Raw genomic sequence first — 17,443 nt, 5'->3', positions numbered from 1 at the left:
TATAAAAATGATTATTAAAAAATTATTCAGAGCTTCCATTCTCAATCCGAAAGGACCTGGTTCCTCAGAATTCTATGATGATGGCGCACTTTATGTAGAAAATGGTCTCATAAAATCGATTGGAAAATTCGATGATATAGCACAAAAAAACAAAGATTTTGAGCTGATAGAATTGGACGGCGTGGTAATGCCCGGTTTTGTGGATGTGCATCTACATTGGGTGCAGCATCGAGTGAGGGGCCAATATGCAGGAGAATTATTATCCTGGTTGAAATCTTATATCTGGCCAGAAGAAGCGCGATATATAAACACCAATTTTGCCATAGCGGCGGCAGAACAGTTTTACACTGACCTGTTGCGTGCGGGTACTGTGATGGGAATGAGCTATTCCAGCCCGCATGCTTCAGCAACAGAGATCGCCTTGCAAAAAATGCGCGGAGATTGGATCATTGGAAATGTATTGATGGCCATTAATGCTCCCGATGACTTGACGGATTACAGCTTGCATGATCCGGTTTTGTTAAAAGATTTTATGGCACGTACAGACCGTATTCATTATGCCGTGACGCCCCGTTTTGCACCAAATCTGAGTGCCGCTGCGCTCGGCATGATGGGCCAAATTGCCGCAGCGAGTGATGTGTTCATTCAGACCCATCTTGCCGAGTCCAGGGCCGAATTGGCGTGGGTAAAAGAATTGTTTCCGGATGCTGCGCATTATACGGAAGTTTATGATCGTGCGGGATTGCTGACTAAAAAAACCATTCTTGGTCATTGTATCGAAATGTGTGATGCAGAATGGCAGTGTCTGGCTGAACGTGGTTCATGGGTAGCCCACTGTCCGACCAGCAACGAAGCCCTTGGTAATCGCCGGATGCCTCTGGAAAAGTTGCGCGAGTATGATATTCCTTTCGCGCTTGCTACAGATATTGGTGGCGGTCCCAGTCATAGTATGTTGCATGTTATGCAAAGATTTTTGGCCACACATCGTGCAGCAGATATTCCGGTTCAAGTGCAGGAGGCGCTCTATCGAGGGACATTGGCGGGTGCTGAGGCCATGGGGCGAGATTCCGTTGCTGGGAACTTTATGCCAGGTAAACGCGCAGATTTCATTTTAATGCCCGCCATGGACCCCCATGATTCATGGGTGGGCTGGTTCGAGTCCAGTTTGGCAGGCAGCATTTCTGAGCTGGAGGAGCGCCCACGAGGAACCTGGTTGTCGGGAGAGAAAATTGCATAAATCCAAGTCATTTTTTAAATAAGGGAGCGATTAACCAGAATGAATTTTAATCTGAATTCAAAAAAAGTACTTGCTGATTTTGTTCGGGATCTGCCCAAGGTCGAATTGCATCTCCATATTGAGGGAACGCTCGAGCCGGAGTTGCTGCTTTCTTTGGCTGAACGGCATCGTATCGCCATGCCCTATGCCAATATAGAAATGGCACGAGCCGCATATGAGTTTGATGATCTCCAGAGTTTTCTTAATGTGTATTATCTGGGCACTTCAGTTTTACGTGAGGAACGTGATTTTTATGAGTTGACGCAGGCTTACATGCAGCGCTGCAGGCAACAGAATATTATCCATACAGAAATATTTTTTGATCCGCAGACGCATCTGTCTCACAGTGTACCTCTGGATGCGGTCATGGGTGGTATACAATCCGCACTTCGGGAAGCCGAGTTGGAGTGGGGTATCAGTAGTGCGCTGATTCTTTGTTTTGAAAGAGATCGTGAAGCAGAAACGACGGTTGGTTTGCTTGAAGACGCGCTGCGGATTGGCGGTATTGCGGGTGTTGGGCTGGATTCCGCCGAACTGGGTAATCCTCCCCGTAAGTTTCAGGAAGTATTTAAGCTAGCAAAATCCCTTGGGTTGCATCGCGTTGCACATGCTGGAGAAGAGGGCCCGCCCGATTACATATGGGAGGCCTTGGATACACTGGAGGTCGAACGTATTGACCATGGTGTGCGCTGTATGGAAGATCCGCAACTGGTGCAAAGATTATTGGTAGAAAAGATCCCGTTGACGGTTTGCCCGTTTTCCAATGTGGAGCTCAAGGTGTTTCCAGATTTGCATTCTCATAATCTGGGTGATCTTTTGGCTGCGGGCCTGTCAGCTACTATTAATTCCGACGATCCGGCTTATTTTGGTGGTTATCTTAATGAAAATATTGTTGAGACAATGGATTGTCTCAGTCTCGGTGTAGAGGATCTGATTGTTTTGCAAAAAAATGCAATAGAGGCCAGCTTCTGCAGTGAAAGCAGAAAACTCGAGATGAATCACTTATTGGAAAAGTATATCAAAAATTACACGTCTATTTCATAATTTCAGACCTGGAGATGCAAAGTGATTAAGCATATTATTCGTATCAGTATCATATCAATGGCTTGTACGATGCCCTGGATTGCTACTAACGCATTAGCAGCCGTAACGAACCAGCCATCAGCTGTAATGAGCCCTAAAGTGATCGTATTGACAGCTTTTCCTCCGGAATGGCATGCCTGGACCACACAAAAGTCTTACCAATATAAATCGTTATCTATTCCTGGATTGTATCGCCCCCTTATTTGTGATCACCAAGGTGTTTGTGTCACAGAGACAGGCGAAGGAGAAATGAATGCAGCAATAACGGTGACAAGTTTGGTCAAGGACCCTGCGATTAATGTGAAAAAAACTATTTTCATTCGTAGTGGAATTGCTGGTGGTGTGGACAAGAAAGAATCTGCCCTGGGCAGTGTTTATATTAATAACTGGATCATTTCCTGGGCATTTGGGCATCATTATCTCAGTGATCAGAAAGCGCTGGCATGGGCAGCACCTGGATGCGATGATTATTCAGCGCCCGGTAAATGTGCGGATTATACCCAGAATACGCTGGAAAACCTGGCTTACAAGGTGAACCCCGCTCTGTTGAATATGGCAGTCAAAGCTTCTGCCAACGTTGATTTGGCCAATACAAGTGGGGCTAAAAAGCTTGATAAGACTTTTAAAGTATCTTCTCGTCCGAAAATCATGATTGGTGCGACGATTACCGGAGATGATTTCTGGATCGGAAAAGAAAATCAGAAAATTGCAGAGCAAATTGTTCATCTATATACCCATGGTCAGGCTGAGTATACCAACACGGCCATGGAAGATCTGGGCGACATTGCGGCACTGTCGCGATTCGGTCTGGCCGATCACTATCTTTCTATTCGTGGTATCTCGGATGTTGATGTTCCACCGCCGGGTAAAACAGAAGAGCAAATATGGAAAACCGGGGATCTTTATGCCAGTAATTTGGCTGAAGAAAATGCGGTACGGGTAACCAAGGCTGTAATTGACCATTTGCTTCATGAAAATTATAAATAGGGTAAATATAGTGAATAGAAGAAATACCTGCTGTTTATCGGTGCAGGAGTTATATTATGGCTAAGTTACTGGAAGTGGCAAGTGAGATGGAAAAGAAAAATTCTCCAAAACGCGTGGATGGCTTGTCCAAAATTTACGGTAAGGCCCTTTATGTGGATGATATTCCTTTAAACGGGGTTCTTCATGCCTCGACAATACGCAGTTCATGTGCAGGAGGCGTTGTTGAAGAACTGACTTTTGATCCGACCTTTGACTGGACACCTTTTGTCGTGGTAACAGCACAGGATATACCTGGTCTTAATGCCATTAAAATGCTGGAAAACGACCAGCCTGTGCTGGTGGATCGGGTGTTTCGTCACGCCGGAGAGCCGTTGGCTTTGTTGGCCCACTCTGATCGCGGCATGCTTGAAACGGCTTTATGCCACGTTCATGTCCGCGAGACCCCGTTGGCACATCCTGTTTTTGAAATTGACGAAGCATTGCATGCAGAAGGCACTATTATTCCAGACAATGTTTATACGGACTATCTCCTCAATAAAGGCGATGTTGAACAGGCACAAAAAAATGCAGAGTGTTTTATTGAAGAGCGTTTGATGACGTCATCCCAAGAACAACTCTACATTGAGCCACAAGGAATGATTGCCGTCTTCCAGGAAGATGGCGTGCTCAGAATAGAGGGGTCCATGCAATGTCCATACTATGTGCTGGATGCCTTGGAGCAGTGTACGGGTTTAGACAAGGACAAGTTGCGAGTCGTACAAAGCACGACCGGTGGCGCTTTTGGCGGTAAGGAAGATTATCCCTCCATGATTGCTTGCCACGCCGCCCTGCTGGCGCTCAAGGCCGGAGGTCTACCGGTTAAGCTGATTTACGAACGCGGTGAGGATCTGCGCGTAACTCCCAAACGCCATCCCTCCCGCAGCCTGGTTCGTCTTGGTGCGAATAGGGAGGGTGAGCTCCAGTTTATTGATATGGATTTTGCCATTGATGGCGGTGCCTACCGTACCCTGAGCCCCGTCGTTCTGTCACGGGGGGTTATTCATGCCCCGGGACCTTATCGCTGCGCCAATATCCGCGTCAGAGGCCGTGCAGTGGCGACGAATCACCCACCCTTTGGGGCATTCCGGGGTTTTGGTGCACCACAAAGTATTTTTGCACTGGAAGTGGCAATGGATCGCCTTGCTGCCAAGCTCAATATGGATCCGGCTGAGTTACGGCGGAAAAATTTGCTGCACCGTGGTGATGTCAGTCCGACCGGCGATTTGGTGGGAGAAGACTGTTTTGCGCAAGAAATTCTCGAAGCAGCGCTCATTGCAAGCCATTATGAAGAGAGACGGGATGCCTTTCGACATTGGAATGCCGCTCAGCACAATACGCTTCGTGGCATTGGCTTGGCGACATTCGCCCATGGCGCGGGCTTTACAGGTAATGGAGAATTGTACTTGGCCTCCCGAGTGTTTCTGCAGGCACATGCTGATGGTCAGGTAGAAATTCTTTGTTCGAACACCGAAATGGGACAGGGTGCAGCGACCACTCTGGTACAAATTGCTGCTGATGCACTGCAGTTACCCATGGAGCAGGTGCACCTCGCGCAAACAGATACGGCCAGGGTGCCAAATTCTGGTCCTACAGTTGCCTCGCGGACTTGTATGGTCGTTGGTGATCTGATTGAAAAAGCAGCACAGTGCTTATTACAGAAATTAAGGGCGGAGGGTGGGCTTAGCCAAACATTTACGTCGGCGGAATTTAGTGCTGTCTGTTTCCGCATGCAGGAGTCTGGAAAAGATTTGTTGGTCACCGCCAGCTATCAACCGCCTGTGGATATGCTTTGGGATGAAAAGTCTTTCACCGGACGGGCTTACTCCAGCTATGCCTGGGCAGCATATATTGCCGAGGTAGAAGTGGACAAATTGACTTTGGAAACCCGCGTGTTGAATTTTACAGCGGCACAGGAAATTGGACATGCCGTACACCCCCAGATTGTGCAGGGCCAGATTGAAGGGGGGGTTGTACAAGGCATTGGTTATGCCCTTTATGAAAATGTGCTCTGGAATCAATTCGGCGTGATGGCTAATGACCGTTTGACCAATTACATCATACCAACCACTGCGGATATCGGACCATTACAGGTTGTCCTGATGGAGAAGGGCTTGGGTGCAGGTCCTAAAGGGGCCAAGGGTGTCGGAGAGCTGCCTATGGATGGCCCTGCCCCGGCTATCGTGAATGCCATTCAACAGGCCTTGAAAATCGACGTTGCTCAGATCCCGGCCATGCCTGAGCTTCTGTTGGACTTGAGTCGTGCGCAAAGAGGTTCCCAATGTCAGTAAAAATGCAGATTAATGGTCAGGAGGTTCAGGTGCAGGCACCGCCAGCGAGTCGCCTTCTGGATGTGTTACGGGGTGAATTGGGCCTGAAAGGCGCCAAGGAAGGCTGTGGAGAAGGGGAGTGCGGGGCCTGTGCGGTATTGGTTAATGGCCAGGTGGTAAATAGTTGCCTGATTCCTCTGGGGCAAATGGATGGCGCAAAGATTGTTACTATTGAGGGAGTACCAGGGGACAGCCCGTTGCTACAATCTTTTCATGACTGTGCAGCCGCCCAATGCGGAATCTGTACCCCGGGCATGATCCTGGCCGCTACGGCATTATTGGCCGAACATCCCCAGCCGACAATGGACGAAATACGCTGGGGGCTGAGCGGTAATTTATGCCGTTGTACAGGTTATGGACGCATTTATGAGGCGGTTACTCAAGCATCAACGGGAGACGCGCATGGCTGAATGGCTGCGTCCCCGGCATATGAATGAGGCATTGCGGCTGCTTGCAGAACTGCCAGCGGATCACCATCAAATTATTTCTGGCGGTACTGATGTCATGGTGGCGCAGCAGTTGCGTGCTCCACGCGATATTGCTGTTTGGCTGGATTTGAGTGCTATCCCAGAACTGAAAATGGTAGAAGTGACGGCAGAAGGTATTCGTATTGGCGCGGGAGTGACGCTGAGTGTGTTGCGACGGCACCCGGAAGTGCAAAAACACTGGCCTATGTTAGCCGCTTCAGCAGCGGTTACCGGTGCCGCGCCTATTCAGAATCGTGCGACTCTGGGTGGAAATTTATGCAACGCTTCGCCTGCAGCAGATAACGCTCCCGTGTTGCTGGCCTATGGTGCTCGTCTTGAGATTGCCGGGCCAAATGGCACACGGTTTTTGCCTTATGATCAATTTCATCTGGGTTATCGACAAACCGCCCTGGCAGCCCATGAATTACTCCAGGCCATTCATGTCCCATATCTACCAGGTGGTTCACGGGCATACTATCGCAAAGTTGGGACACGCGCTGCCCAGGCAATTGCTAAAGTAGGTATTGCAGCATGGATTCATTTTGACGCGGGACAGGGAATTATTGCTGCGCGCTTCGGACTGGCCAGCGTGGCGGCAACCCCATGCTTGCTGCCAAGGGTAAGTCATTATTTGGAAGGTAATAATCTAAAGCATGTTTGTGAATTCACGATACGTGAAAAAGTATCCAGCGATATCAAGCCTGTCGATGATATTCGTTCAACTGCCGAATATCGCCTGGAAGTGGCTTCCCGCCTAGTTTGGGAAGCTATTCATGATGCACATTAATTGATAGCGAGGAAATAAACTATGAGTGTTCAAATTGATGAAGGTGTAGTTGTGGAAGTCCCGTTTGTGGATGCTACTCCACAAAATCTTGAAGATTATGGCGTGATGATTACGGAAAGCGTCTATCGTCCAGGGCTGACTATTCCCTTTTATAAAGGGAGTGTCGAGGAAGGTCAGAATCTGGATTTTCAATATACCGGGAAAGCGGTGATCCGCACCGCACGAATTTCACATCGTAGCCCGGAAATTACCTGGTTGGAGCGTCATCTGAATATGACACAGATTTTTGTTGGATTGGGTACTGCACCCTTTGCCATGGTACTGGGGAAGCCCAATCAGAATTCCGGGCAAAATGTTCCTCGGCTTGAAGATGTTTGTGCCTTCAGGGTCCCAGCAGGACAAGGCGTTATGATTCATGCCGGTACTTGGCACGATTTCCCCATGGCTATTGTGGATCCAGTAACCGTACTGACCATGAATTCTGATGAAGTGGTTCACGCGCTCGCTCATGCGAAAAGTGCGGATGAAATGGATGCGGGGGATGTTTATAAAATTGATATCCGCCGTCGTACTGGTCGAATTTTGAAAGTGCCATTCTAAAAGTTGAGGTAAGACGCAATGCGCACTGACTTGTCTCGATTTTTCACCAGTGGACCGGCGGATGTATCCGGATTGGCGGAGGCTATAGCCCGTGGGGAAATAATCCCCAAGGATATTGTTGCCATCATTGGTAAAACCGAGGGAAATGGCGGGATAAATGATTTTACCCGTAATTTGGCAATCACGGCGCTGAGTCATCTGTTAGCTCCATTTCTGGAGTGTTCTCCAGAGGACGTCGAAGAAAGAATTGTGTTATCTTTTTCAGGTGGTAGTGAAGGGGTAACTGCCCCCCATCTCCTGGTATTTACGATATCAGGCACTGTTTCGACCCAAAAGAATCCCTCCAAGCGATTGGCATTGGCAACGGGATTTACCAGGCCTTTTATGGCAGATGAAGTGGGACGCATGCCCATGATTCTGGAAACTGCCCGGACCGTGAAGAGCCTTATGCAGAAGCTGCAGGTTGCCGCAGAAGACGTACATCTGGTTCAGATCAAAGGGGCGATTCCTCCAGTTTCCTTGCCGCACCCGAATCTACGCTGTGATATGGCCTGGTCACGGGGCGCTTCCGCTCTGGGCGTGGCTCTGGCGCTCGGAGAAGTCGGTGAATCGCAATTGAGCGATGCAGTGATTAATAGCGATTGGTCTCTTTTTTCCACGCGTGCCAGTGTTTCTGCCAAACCCCTACTGTCCCGCTCCGAAATCGTGCTTTTTGCGAACTCGGATAATTGGGAGGGGGAACTGCTTATCGCTCATGGCGTGATGCAAGATATCATTGATATTCCGGGAATATATTCAGTGCTCGAACAGTTGGATTTAAAACCTCAATATGGTCAGCTTACTGCGCATGATTCCGAGAAAATTTTAGGCGTCTTTGCCAAATCGGACGCGCATCCCGGCAATCAAATTCGGCAACGTCGTCATACCATGTGGACTGATGCGGATATTTCGGATATGCGTTATTCCCGATGTGTTGTGGCCGCCCAGTTGGCAGGTGTTTTGGGTGACACCGGGGTGTATGTTTCCACCCGTGCTGAGCATCAGGGACCTCAAGGTGGTGGTCCGCTTGCCATCATTGGAGTAGCCCCATGAGTACCCTGACTGGCCTCGCCCAAAAACCGTCGCGGGTTACTTGTGAAGCCTTGGTTGTTGACGTGAAGGGCTCGGCACCTACGGCAATAGGCGGAAGTCTCGCTTTGCGCGGTGATGATGTTTTGTTAGGTACAGTGGGTGGTGGACAGATGGAATACAGTGTTTTGAACCACCTTCGTGGTAACGACAACTGGCCCGCACGTCTGGAATTTGTTCTGGGTACAAAAGATGATCAATGTTGTGGGGGGCGAGTTGCCATTGCTTTAATTGATGTTCCGCCTTTTTTTTCAAAACTCTATGATGCCGGGACGGCTCGCGTTTATCAGGTGGATGAACGGGGTTTTTTGCATTTGATAGCCGGGATAACCCAGCATGGGCAGCGCTTGGGTGATTCCGGTGTCTGGAATTTGCTGGAGAATATTTACCACCCGGGTTTCTCTGAAGATGGCGCTTATTTTTTCCTTCCCTCTGTCCAGCAACAGACCGTATGGATTTTTGGTGCCGGACATGTCGGACGGGCTTTCGCTAAACTGGCTGTTGGACTGGATTTCCAGATTACTGTTTTTGATGATCGGTCGGATTGGGCGGTTCCTGAAGCTTTTCCGGAAGAAATAACCCTGAAAAAAAATTGCACTCTGGAGAGTTTTCGGGAGCAGCCCCGTTCAGACATTGTTTTGATCATGACTTATAGTCATGCCCAGGATTATGCTTTGCTTGAACATTTTCTGAAGCAACCACTGACATATCTGGGTGTCATAGCCAGCCAGTCCAAGTGCGCCCGGTTTCAGCACCAACTTATTCGTTCGGGACATCAGATTCCGGATTACTTGCACATGCCCATGGGCCTGCCGGGAATGGGTAAAAAACCTTCGGAAATTGCCGTCAGCATTCTGGCGGAATTATTACAGCTACGCCAAAAAGGAGCCATTTCATGCCAGTTCTAAAGCCCATGAGCGATGCCATGGCCGAGCAGTATATGCAGATTGTTTTTGAAACCATGGATCTGACCGTTGATGCAGCGTGGCTGTCGGAGATTCGCAACTATTTCATGATCAGTGCGCGACTGGCGGGTATTCTGGAGACTTATCCGCTCGATATGACTGAGGATTTGGCACCGGTGTTCCGGCCATGAGCAGTTCATTTCAGGTATTCACGGAAGCTGGTGAAATTGCCCGTAAAGTCCGCCTTGGTGAATGGCGAGCTGTTGACGTTGTTGATGAGTCCTTGCGTCATATACGTGCCCAAAATACGCAACTTAATGCCTTTACCCAGATTACAGAAGCAAGGGCACGTCATGAGGCTGAACAAATAGACCGGAAGATTGCCCGAGGTGAAGACCCTGGTGTCTTGGCCGGTGTCCCTTTTGCGGTTAAAAATCTGTTTGATGTGGAAGGGGAAGTCACCTTGGCGGGTTCAAAAATCAACCGTCAGGATGATCCGGCAAGCATGGATGCCACCCTGGTCCAACGTATGAATAGTGCGGGTGCGGTGCTGCTTGGGGCGCTCAACATGGGTGAATATGCCTATGATTTTACCGGTGAAAATATCCATTATGGGCCGTCCAGAAATCCCCATGATGGTTCCCGGATGACCGGTGGCTCCAGTGGCGGAAGTGGTGCAGCCGTAGCCGGGGGAATGGTCCCTATCGCTCTGGGTTCGGACACCAATGGTTCAATCCGTGTACCTTCGTCATTGTGCGGAATTTTTGGTCTCAAACCCACTTATGGCCGCCTGTCTCGTGCGGGGACTTTTCCATTTTGCCCCAGTCTGGATCATGTGGGTCCTATGGCACGTAGTGTGACCGACCTGACCAGGGTTTATGACGTGTTGCAGGGGTATGATCATAAAGATCCCGCATCTGTGCAAAGAGACCGAGAGCTGGTGAGCAGTGGGTTGGACGAAGGTGTTGCCCAACTAAAAATCGCCATTGCGGGAGGATATTTCCGAAAACAGGCCAGCACAGAGGCGGAGCAGGCCATCCAGAAGGTGGCAGATCGTCTGGGTGTGAATGAAGAGGTGGAAATTGCCGGGGTAGCTCAGGCACGTGCAGCAGCTTATCTGATCACCAATGCCGAGAGCAGTAATTTACATCTGGAACGCTTGCGTCGTTATGCAGGCGATTATGATCCAGACGTCCGTGATCGTATGCTCGCAGGCACCTTGTTGCCCGCTTCCTGGGTGATTCAGGCACAGCGTTTTCGCAGTTACTACCGTGCAGAACTGCAAAAGATTTTTGCAAAACATGATTTGCTGATTGCGCCTGCCACGCCGATGACTGCGCCGCAAATTGGGCAGAGAAGCATGGAACTGGATGGCGAAACCATGCTTGTGCGTCCCCACTTGGGTTTGTATACCCAGCCCTTTTCCTTTATCGGTCTGCCGGTGGTGGTTGTGCCGGTTTCAACGGTCGGCACCATGCCTATCGGCGTTCAGATTATTGCTGCGCCCTGGCAAGAAACGAAGGCCTTAAGAGTAGCCAGATATCTTGAGTTGTCCGGTTTCACCAGTCCTCTTCCACAAAACTAAAAGGAAATTCCCATGAGTTATGCCGAGATCAATGCGCCGGAAGTATTTGAAGAAGTGCAGGAAGTATTTCTCCGCTATGAAAAAGCTTTGGTGGAGAACGACGTAGCTGTATTGGATGAGTTGTTTTGGAATAGCGAACATACCCTGCGTTATGGCGTGGCGGAAAATTTATATGGCTACGCAGCCATTGCTGATTTTCGGGCCTCTCGTCCGGCACCGGCGTTTAATCGTGAATTGGTGAATACCACCATAACTACTTACGGAAAAGATTTTGCTACCGCAAACACCGAATTTCGTCGTGATCAGGTACATGGCCGACAAAGTCAGACCTGGTTGCGGACCCCGGAAGGTTGGCGGGTTGTGGCTGCCCACGTCAGTCTGATGCCAAAAAAAGGATAGGGTCACTTGGCAGCGGCGGTCATTCTGGCAGGTGGGCGTTCCCGGCGTTCGGGACTTTTACACAAAGCCTGCCGGAAAATCCCGGGTGATACCCGTAGCTGGGTGGACCGCCAGGTAGACCGGCTCAGAGAAGCAGGTTTTGCGCCGGTTATGGTGGTTACCGGCTACCGCCCGCGACGCATTCATCATTGTCTCCATCGTCGGGTAAGCTATCGTCACCATTTCAGGGCTAATTGCGGACCATTCAGTACATTGCAACGGGCTTTGCAGGGTTTGCGCGGACCTCTTTTGCTGGTGCAAACCGATACGGTTTTGCCTTCGTTGTTTGATTTGCGCCGTTTACGGCGTGTTATGCAGGGCGAGTTGGTTGCTGCGGCCAGTTTAGTGAATATCCACGGGCGAGGTGGACATCCTTTGATACTGTCTGCAAGTTGGGCCCGGCAGCTTTTGGATTTGTTCTGGCAGAGCAAGGATGCACGTTTGGATGAGCAACTCAGGCTCCTGCCTTCAGGTCGCTATATCCGCCTGAATAGTCGCAGGCATCATTCATTTTCAGGTCTGAATACGCAGAGGGAATGGCACTCTGCCCATATCCGGGCCAGGAGGTTGCCGTGACCCGTACTGTACCCCCGCTTTTTGCGCAGGCATCTGCCGGTATAGTCAGCGCCCCTCATTTTCTCGCCGCCGAAGCGGGTGCCAATATCCTGCGCTGCGGCGGTAACGCCATCGAAGCAGCCATAGCCGTGGGCTCCACGCTGGCCGTGGTCTATCCTCATATGAATGGTTTGGGTGGGGATGCATTCTGGCTGATTTCTGACGGCAATTCAGAAACGGTGAGGGGATTGGCTGCGGCTGGCCCAGCTGGTCAGTATTACTCACCAGCGACTTTTCTGGACGCTCATCTGCACGAAATCCCATTTCGGGGTGGCCGGTCTGCACTGACGGTTCCTGGTGCCGTAGCCGGGTGGGGATCTGCCTATGAATTTTCGCGAAATACCTGGCATGGGGCCTTGTCCTGGGGTGATCTGCTGGAAGGGGCTTACCTGCATGCAGCACGCGGTTTTCCGATCAGTCCGAATCAAAGTGCAACTTTGGCGCGTTTTGCACCGGATTTACGAGAGCAACCAGGCTTTGTACAGCAATATTTGCCCAATGGTGAGGTCCCCATAGCCGGTACCCTGGGGACGCAATACGCACTGAGTGAAACTCTGAAAACCCTGGCGAAAGAAGGGGCTGACAGTTTTTATCAGGGCAGTTTGGCAGAAACAATGATCAGGGGTTTGCGCGCCGCTGGAAGTCTTTTGACCGAAGCAGATATGTCTGCCTTCAAGACAGATTGGGTGGAACCATTACGTGTTGCTTTTGGCGATGGTGAAGCCATTAATTTCCCTGCACCGACCCAAGGGGTGGCTTCCTTAATGATTTTATCACTTCTTGACCGTTTAAAAGCGGACCTGGGAGATCATCTGTCTGCAGATTTTATTCATTATAACGTGGAAATTACCAAGCAAGTGTTTCAGTGGCGGGACCGGGTGGTCGCTGATCCTTATTTCCATGATTTTGATTTGCAGCAGTTATTGCAGGAAGGTTTTCTGACGGATATTGCTGCCCTTATCCAGCCTGGTCGTGTCCTGCCAACACCGGACATCGGCATTGGCGATGGGGATACGGTATGGTTTGGGGTTGCTGATGCTGCAGGTCGTACAGTAAGTGTGATCCAAAGTCTTTATCATGAATTTGGTTGTGGCGTTATGGCGGGCGACACGGGTGTGATCTGGAATAACCGGGGCTGCGCTTTTTCGTTAAAAACAGAACAAATTAATGGCCTTGAACCAGGTAAGCGTCCTTTTCATACCCTGAACCCAGCCATGTATGCAGAAAATGGGCGGGTGCAAATGGCCTATGGCAGCATGGGGGGAGACGGGCAGCCGCAGACACAAGCCGCCATTCTCATGCGTGCCAAACACTTTGGCTTATCGCCGGAAGAGGCGGTTGCCAGTCCGCGTTGGCTTTACGGCCGAACCTGGGGTGAGCGCAGCGCGGGGCTGCGGCTGGAACATCGATACCCCAAGCAGGTGTATGCCGATTTACAGCGTTGGGGGCATTCGCTGTCCTGGGTGCCTGATTATAGCGATGTCATGGGCCACGCCGGGATAGTCAAATCAAGCACTGGATTAGGATACACTTTTGCTGCGGCGGCGGATCCGCGTAGTGATGGAGGTGTGATGGGTGTTGATGTTACATAGCAAATCAAGGGTGGATCCACTAAATCCTCAAGTTTCATGAGTCATCTCATTCAGTTCTTCGGCAATACAGTTCGAAAAACGTGCCGCAGCAACGGAAATACCTCGACTTTTTAATTGTGCGCAAACCAAAGGCACAGGTCGAATATCCAGTGCTGAAATGGTTTTATAAACGATGTGCTCATGAATGCGTTCCTTGGGCATGCCGGTGGAAATGACGAAGCCGATATTCTCCGAATGATGGAGCATTCCTCGCATAATCTCGTAAGAATTGGTTTCTGCGGCAATCTGGATTTCTGACGCGGCATTGTGTAAAGCAGGTTCCAGCATTTCCCGAGAGGTAAGCCCTGGGGCTGGAATAACCAAAGGATATTGCACGCAATCGCTAAATCGTAAGGTGGTTTTTTGCGCTAGTGGGTGACGATTATGCATAGCAGCGACCAAAGGTTGTTCAGAGATGGCAAGGTCAATGACATCGGGATGGCGCGGCGGAGCCACGATGATTGCGAGGTCCACCTCAAAGGCCAGCAAGGCGCGAATGGCATCAGCATGCTTGGCGACATTTACCGCGAAAGACACGCCTGGATATTGCGCTCGAAATGTGTTGATGATTCGGGGAATAAAGTCGCTGGCCAGGGCCGGGCTAACTGCCAGGGAGACTTGTCCACGGCGCAATCCGTTCAAACTATCAATTTCGGAGCGGAGGCGTTGCATGTCTGACAAGTGTCTGCGCACGTAGACCAGGAATACCTCGCCCGCAGCAGTAAGACGCATTCCCCGGGGGTGACGTTCGAAGATGCTGGAATCCAATTCGTCTTCCAGATCTTGAACCCGACGATCCAGAGCTGACGCAGTGATATGTAATTTATCCGCTGCACGTCTGACTGAACCTTCGCGGACAATGGCGTCCACATATTTAAATAATCTTAGATGCTTCATGTTGAGCCTCGTGTTGAGTTTTTCTGCACAGAGAAACAAAAAAATAACACTATATATGGACACACTATTTCATCACAATCAAGTGGAAATGAGTTAGGGATGTGCAGGCACGAATAATGTGCCTCATTTTAGTGCAGTTGATGACGTTTTGCACTGATATGAAGCATATTGATTTTCTTAACCAGGGATCATCCGGCGGTATTCAGCTTTATTGATTGTGGCATACAAGATGCTTAATGAAATTGTTTTATAAACAACAGGAGTACATAAATGACTAAAGCAAAAAAACAACTGCTTCGGCAGAGTATTCTGGTAGCAGTTGGCTTGCTGGGAAGCAGTTTATTACCCGTCCATGCTGCCACTAGTGCCACCCCGACAAAAAAAGTCTATAAAATAAAACAGGTATCAAAAGATTTGCTACGCATGGTAGATAAGGCGGCGCTGACCAAAGTAAAGCCAGTCTACGGGGCAGAGACGGCTTTAATACCCAAGAAATTTCTTCATGGTCAGGAGTCTACCCAAAATGCCTCAACCATCCTGAGCTTTGTGCCTGGCATCAATGCTACCAGTACGAACCCAATTGGAGTCAAAACCCATATATCAGTACGGGGTTTCTCGCAGACACAAGTGGGGTATACCTTTGATAATTTGCCCATTGCCGATTTATTCAATGGTGGTTTATCTGGTGGCAATAATAATTATGCAGATTTGACTAACCTGATCCCCGTAACCTTGGGGGAAACTTCAGGTATTCAGGTAACCTATGGTACTCCGCCTCCTGATGTGAATGCAGTGGGCGCAATAGGTGGGAATATTAACTATCTGCCTAAGGTGCCTTCATCCAAACAATACGAGTCCATTTTTGCCGGTTATGGATCATTCAATACCCGTAACTATGGTGCCGAAATTAATACGGGAGCAGCAGCCGGGTATGGCAATCTTCTGTTGCGTTTTTCATCACGTCAGACTGCCGGTTATCTGGAACATAGTCCGGATCGTGAGTATTCATATTATGCCGCGTATGATTTACCACAAATATCTCCCACTTCCAAGTGGTCACTGGTGTTTCTCTTGAATAAAAATCAAGGGGCTACAGCTGCGCGTATGCCTAAGGCTTTGCTGGATCAGTATGGTCCTTATTACCAATGGCCGACATCGTTTACTTATGCAAATAGCAAAGCCGAACATATGATGGCCATCCTCCAGAACAAAACGCTTATCTCTTCTCATGCCGTGTTTGGTTTTAAGGGTTTTTATGCATATACTAATTCCCACCGCTTGGAATATGTGAATCCTGACGCTAATTCTCAATATAATAGTTTTGTCACATTTTATTTGAATCCCGCAGAAACAGTTTGCCAGTCTTCAGGCAATGATTTTATGGGAAATGACTCTGCGGCTTGTCAGGCACAAATCATTAACGGCGATAACTATCATAGTTATACTTATACGACTAACACCTTTGGCTTGAATCCTTCCATAGAATGGTTGAATCATTATGTAAATCTGAAAGCTGGTGGGTTGGCTGTTGTTTCTACATATGATTCCCGTGACTATGTATATGGGACGCCGAATGTTCCCGAGGTGCCGGGCTACAATAACCTTTGGGATGAGCATGGCTGGAGAATTTACGGAAAAGTTTACGCTCAGGCAAAAATAAAGCCAACCAGTAATCTTGCTATAACGCCTGGTGTAAAATATGAAACCATTTCTACCCGTATTAATGATGTACCTGGGTATTATTACTCAGTAGGTGCTACCAGTGGAAGAACTTACAGCGCGGTAAGTCCTTATGTTGGGATTCAGTATAAACCAATGAAGGCAATCACGCTATATGCCAACTATGCCAAGGGATATAAATACCCCAATATTACTGCTTTTTATGCGGCGGATAGTAATGCTACCACGACATCACCCGCGACCCCGGTAACCATCAAGCCAGAGAGTGTGAATACCTACCAGTTTGGCGCTGCCTATAACAAGGGACCCGTGGACGCCAGCATTTCTTTCTATCGTTCTGATTTCAATCATACCTTCAGTTCGTACTATGATACGACTAACGGATTGACTTATGAATACAATATTGGGTCTTCACAGTATCAGGGTATAAACATTGCTACGGCTTACGCACTGGATGCAAATCTTTCTCTGTATGGCAACTATTCAATTCAGGAGGCTGAATATACCTCCAACTCCTCCAGTGCGTATGGCGTGTCAACCAGTATCGGTGAAGCTCGCCCCAATACCCCAACCTACCTTGCCGGTTTGGGGGTTCTTGGACACTACATGGGTACGAGGGCAAGACTCTATGGTAATTTGGTGGGGCCACAGTATATTGAAGCAAGTACGGGGGCTCCTACACATTTAAGTATGCCCGCTTATGCCACGATGAATTTTAATCTCGCCCATACATTTATGATTCATCAATATGGCATTAAAAATGTGACCTTGAGTTTAAGCGGGGTAAATCTCCTGAATTCGGAGGCATCGGTGCTGGAAAAGCAGTTTCCCTATACCAATGGGGTTTCGGGGAACTATCTGGTAGCTGAGCCGATGATGCCGCGATCATTTTTCGGTACCGTGAAAATGGTGTTCTAGCAGCTTGTCGGACTTTCATTTTGCCTAAAATTATCGTATAATTACTTACGATTCAATGTGATGAGTGATTTTATGGCCCA

Annotated in this window: 16 protein-coding genes; 15 read left to right on the top strand and 1 reads right to left on the bottom strand. The window is 49.1% G+C overall.

The window, feature by feature from the left end:
• Positions 1-7 precede the first annotated feature (7 nt).
• Genes HAP95_RS08340 through HAP95_RS08275 form a run of 14 tightly spaced genes read left to right on the top strand, consistent with a single transcriptional unit; the run spans position 8 to position 13,829 of the window.
• Positions 8-1,237, top strand: a complete 1,230-nt coding sequence (locus tag HAP95_RS08340; RefSeq protein ID WP_215883802.1) for an amidohydrolase family protein — start codon at positions 8-10, stop codon at positions 1,235-1,237.
• Positions 1,238-1,276: 39 nt separating this feature from the next.
• Positions 1,277-2,320 carry an adenosine deaminase gene (locus HAP95_RS08335; RefSeq protein WP_215883801.1) on the top strand — a complete coding sequence of 348 codons (1,044 nt, stop codon included), beginning with the start codon at positions 1,277-1,279 and terminating at the stop codon, positions 2,318-2,320.
• A 21-nt stretch (positions 2,321-2,341) separates the two neighbouring features.
• A complete protein-coding gene (locus tag HAP95_RS08330) occupies positions 2,342-3,346 on the top strand; it encodes a phosphorylase family protein (RefSeq protein WP_368356567.1) in 1,005 nt (334 codons plus the stop codon).
• A 56-nt stretch (positions 3,347-3,402) separates the two neighbouring features.
• Positions 3,403-5,673 carry a xanthine dehydrogenase family protein molybdopterin-binding subunit gene (locus HAP95_RS08325; protein WP_215883800.1) on the top strand — a complete coding sequence of 757 codons (2,271 nt, stop codon included), beginning with the start codon at positions 3,403-3,405 and terminating at the stop codon, positions 5,671-5,673.
• Complete coding sequence (locus HAP95_RS08320) at positions 5,664-6,122, top strand: (2Fe-2S)-binding protein (protein ID WP_215883799.1); 459 nt, start codon at positions 5,664-5,666, stop codon at positions 6,120-6,122. Before HAP95_RS08325 ends, HAP95_RS08320 begins: the two co-directional genes overlap by 10 nt.
• Entirely contained in the window at positions 6,115-6,966 is an 852-nt protein-coding gene (locus tag HAP95_RS08315) for an FAD binding domain-containing protein (RefSeq protein WP_215883798.1), read from the top strand. The genes HAP95_RS08320 and HAP95_RS08315 overlap by 8 nt, the downstream gene beginning before the upstream one ends.
• 21 nt (positions 6,967-6,987) lie before the next feature.
• Positions 6,988-7,566, top strand: coding sequence for an ureidoglycolate lyase (locus HAP95_RS08310; RefSeq protein WP_215883797.1), 579 nt, complete (start codon positions 6,988-6,990; stop codon positions 7,564-7,566).
• Between the two features lie 18 nt (positions 7,567-7,584).
• Positions 7,585-8,658 carry a cyanuric acid amidohydrolase gene (atzD, locus tag HAP95_RS08305; RefSeq protein ID WP_215883796.1) on the top strand — a complete coding sequence of 358 codons (1,074 nt, stop codon included), beginning with the start codon at positions 7,585-7,587 and terminating at the stop codon, positions 8,656-8,658.
• Complete coding sequence (locus tag HAP95_RS08300) at positions 8,655-9,602, top strand: XdhC family protein (RefSeq protein WP_215883795.1); 948 nt, start codon at positions 8,655-8,657, stop codon at positions 9,600-9,602. Before atzD ends, HAP95_RS08300 begins: the two co-directional genes overlap by 4 nt.
• On the top strand, positions 9,590-9,790 hold the full coding sequence (locus tag HAP95_RS08295) for an AtzG-like protein (protein ID WP_215883794.1): 201 nt from the start codon (positions 9,590-9,592) through the stop codon (positions 9,788-9,790). Before HAP95_RS08300 ends, HAP95_RS08295 begins: the two co-directional genes overlap by 13 nt.
• On the top strand, positions 9,787-11,184 hold the full coding sequence (locus HAP95_RS08290; protein ID WP_215883793.1) for an AtzE family amidohydrolase: 1,398 nt from the start codon (positions 9,787-9,789) through the stop codon (positions 11,182-11,184). The genes HAP95_RS08295 and HAP95_RS08290 overlap by 4 nt, the downstream gene beginning before the upstream one ends.
• Positions 11,185-11,196: 12 nt before the next feature.
• Positions 11,197-11,583, top strand: coding sequence for an oxalurate catabolism protein HpxZ (gene hpxZ / locus HAP95_RS08285; protein WP_215883792.1), 387 nt, complete (start codon positions 11,197-11,199; stop codon positions 11,581-11,583).
• Between the two features lie 6 nt (positions 11,584-11,589).
• Complete coding sequence (locus tag HAP95_RS08280) at positions 11,590-12,198, top strand: nucleotidyltransferase family protein (RefSeq protein ID WP_215883791.1); 609 nt, start codon at positions 11,590-11,592, stop codon at positions 12,196-12,198.
• A complete protein-coding gene (locus tag HAP95_RS08275) occupies positions 12,195-13,829 on the top strand; it encodes a gamma-glutamyltransferase family protein (protein ID WP_215883790.1) in 1,635 nt (544 codons plus the stop codon). Before HAP95_RS08280 ends, HAP95_RS08275 begins: the two co-directional genes overlap by 4 nt.
• Positions 13,830-13,856: 27 nt before the next feature.
• Here the strand turns inward: HAP95_RS08275 and HAP95_RS08270 are convergent, their stop codons facing one another.
• Positions 13,857-14,765, bottom strand: a complete 909-nt coding sequence (locus tag HAP95_RS08270) for a LysR family transcriptional regulator (RefSeq protein WP_215883789.1) — start codon at positions 14,763-14,765, stop codon at positions 13,857-13,859.
• A 270-nt stretch (positions 14,766-15,035) separates the two neighbouring features.
• Between HAP95_RS08270 and HAP95_RS08265 the strand changes: the two genes are divergently transcribed.
• On the top strand, positions 15,036-17,363 hold the full coding sequence (locus HAP95_RS08265; protein WP_215883788.1) for a TonB-dependent receptor: 2,328 nt from the start codon (positions 15,036-15,038) through the stop codon (positions 17,361-17,363).
• Positions 17,364-17,443 lie beyond the last annotated feature (80 nt).

The organism is Acidithiobacillus sulfurivorans (genome assembly GCF_018853815.1).
GTDB classification, from domain to species: Bacteria; Pseudomonadota; Gammaproteobacteria; order Acidithiobacillales; family Acidithiobacillaceae; genus Acidithiobacillus; species Acidithiobacillus sulfurivorans.
Note: the sequence above shows the minus strand (reverse complement) of the source record. Positions and strands in the feature narration are given on the sequence as shown.

Excerpts from the sequence above, each read along its gene's own strand:
- HAP95_RS08340 (WP_215883802.1), top strand. The coding sequence starts at position 8 with ATGATTATTAAAAAATTATTCAGAGCTTCCATTCTCAATCCGAAAGGA.
- HAP95_RS08335 (WP_215883801.1), top strand. The coding sequence starts at position 1,277 with ATGAATTTTAATCTGAATTCAAAAAAAGTACTTGCTGATTTTGTTCGG.
- HAP95_RS08325 (WP_215883800.1), top strand. The coding sequence starts at position 3,403 with ATGGCTAAGTTACTGGAAGTGGCAAGTGAGATGGAAAAGAAAAATTCT.
- HAP95_RS08320 (WP_215883799.1), top strand. The coding sequence starts at position 5,664 with ATGTCAGTAAAAATGCAGATTAATGGTCAGGAGGTTCAGGTGCAGGCA.
- HAP95_RS08315 (WP_215883798.1), top strand. The coding sequence starts at position 6,115 with ATGGCTGAATGGCTGCGTCCCCGGCATATGAATGAGGCATTGCGGCTG.
- HAP95_RS08310 (WP_215883797.1), top strand. The coding sequence starts at position 6,988 with ATGAGTGTTCAAATTGATGAAGGTGTAGTTGTGGAAGTCCCGTTTGTG.
- atzD (WP_215883796.1), top strand. The coding sequence starts at position 7,585 with ATGCGCACTGACTTGTCTCGATTTTTCACCAGTGGACCGGCGGATGTA.
- HAP95_RS08300 (WP_215883795.1), top strand. The coding sequence starts at position 8,655 with ATGAGTACCCTGACTGGCCTCGCCCAAAAACCGTCGCGGGTTACTTGT.
- HAP95_RS08295 (WP_215883794.1), top strand. The coding sequence starts at position 9,590 with ATGCCAGTTCTAAAGCCCATGAGCGATGCCATGGCCGAGCAGTATATG.
- HAP95_RS08290 (WP_215883793.1), top strand. The coding sequence starts at position 9,787 with ATGAGCAGTTCATTTCAGGTATTCACGGAAGCTGGTGAAATTGCCCGT.
- hpxZ (WP_215883792.1), top strand. The coding sequence starts at position 11,197 with ATGAGTTATGCCGAGATCAATGCGCCGGAAGTATTTGAAGAAGTGCAG.
- HAP95_RS08270 (WP_215883789.1), bottom strand. The coding sequence starts at position 14,765 with ATGAAGCATCTAAGATTATTTAAATATGTGGACGCCATTGTCCGCGAA.
- HAP95_RS08265 (WP_215883788.1), top strand. The coding sequence starts at position 15,036 with ATGACTAAAGCAAAAAAACAACTGCTTCGGCAGAGTATTCTGGTAGCA.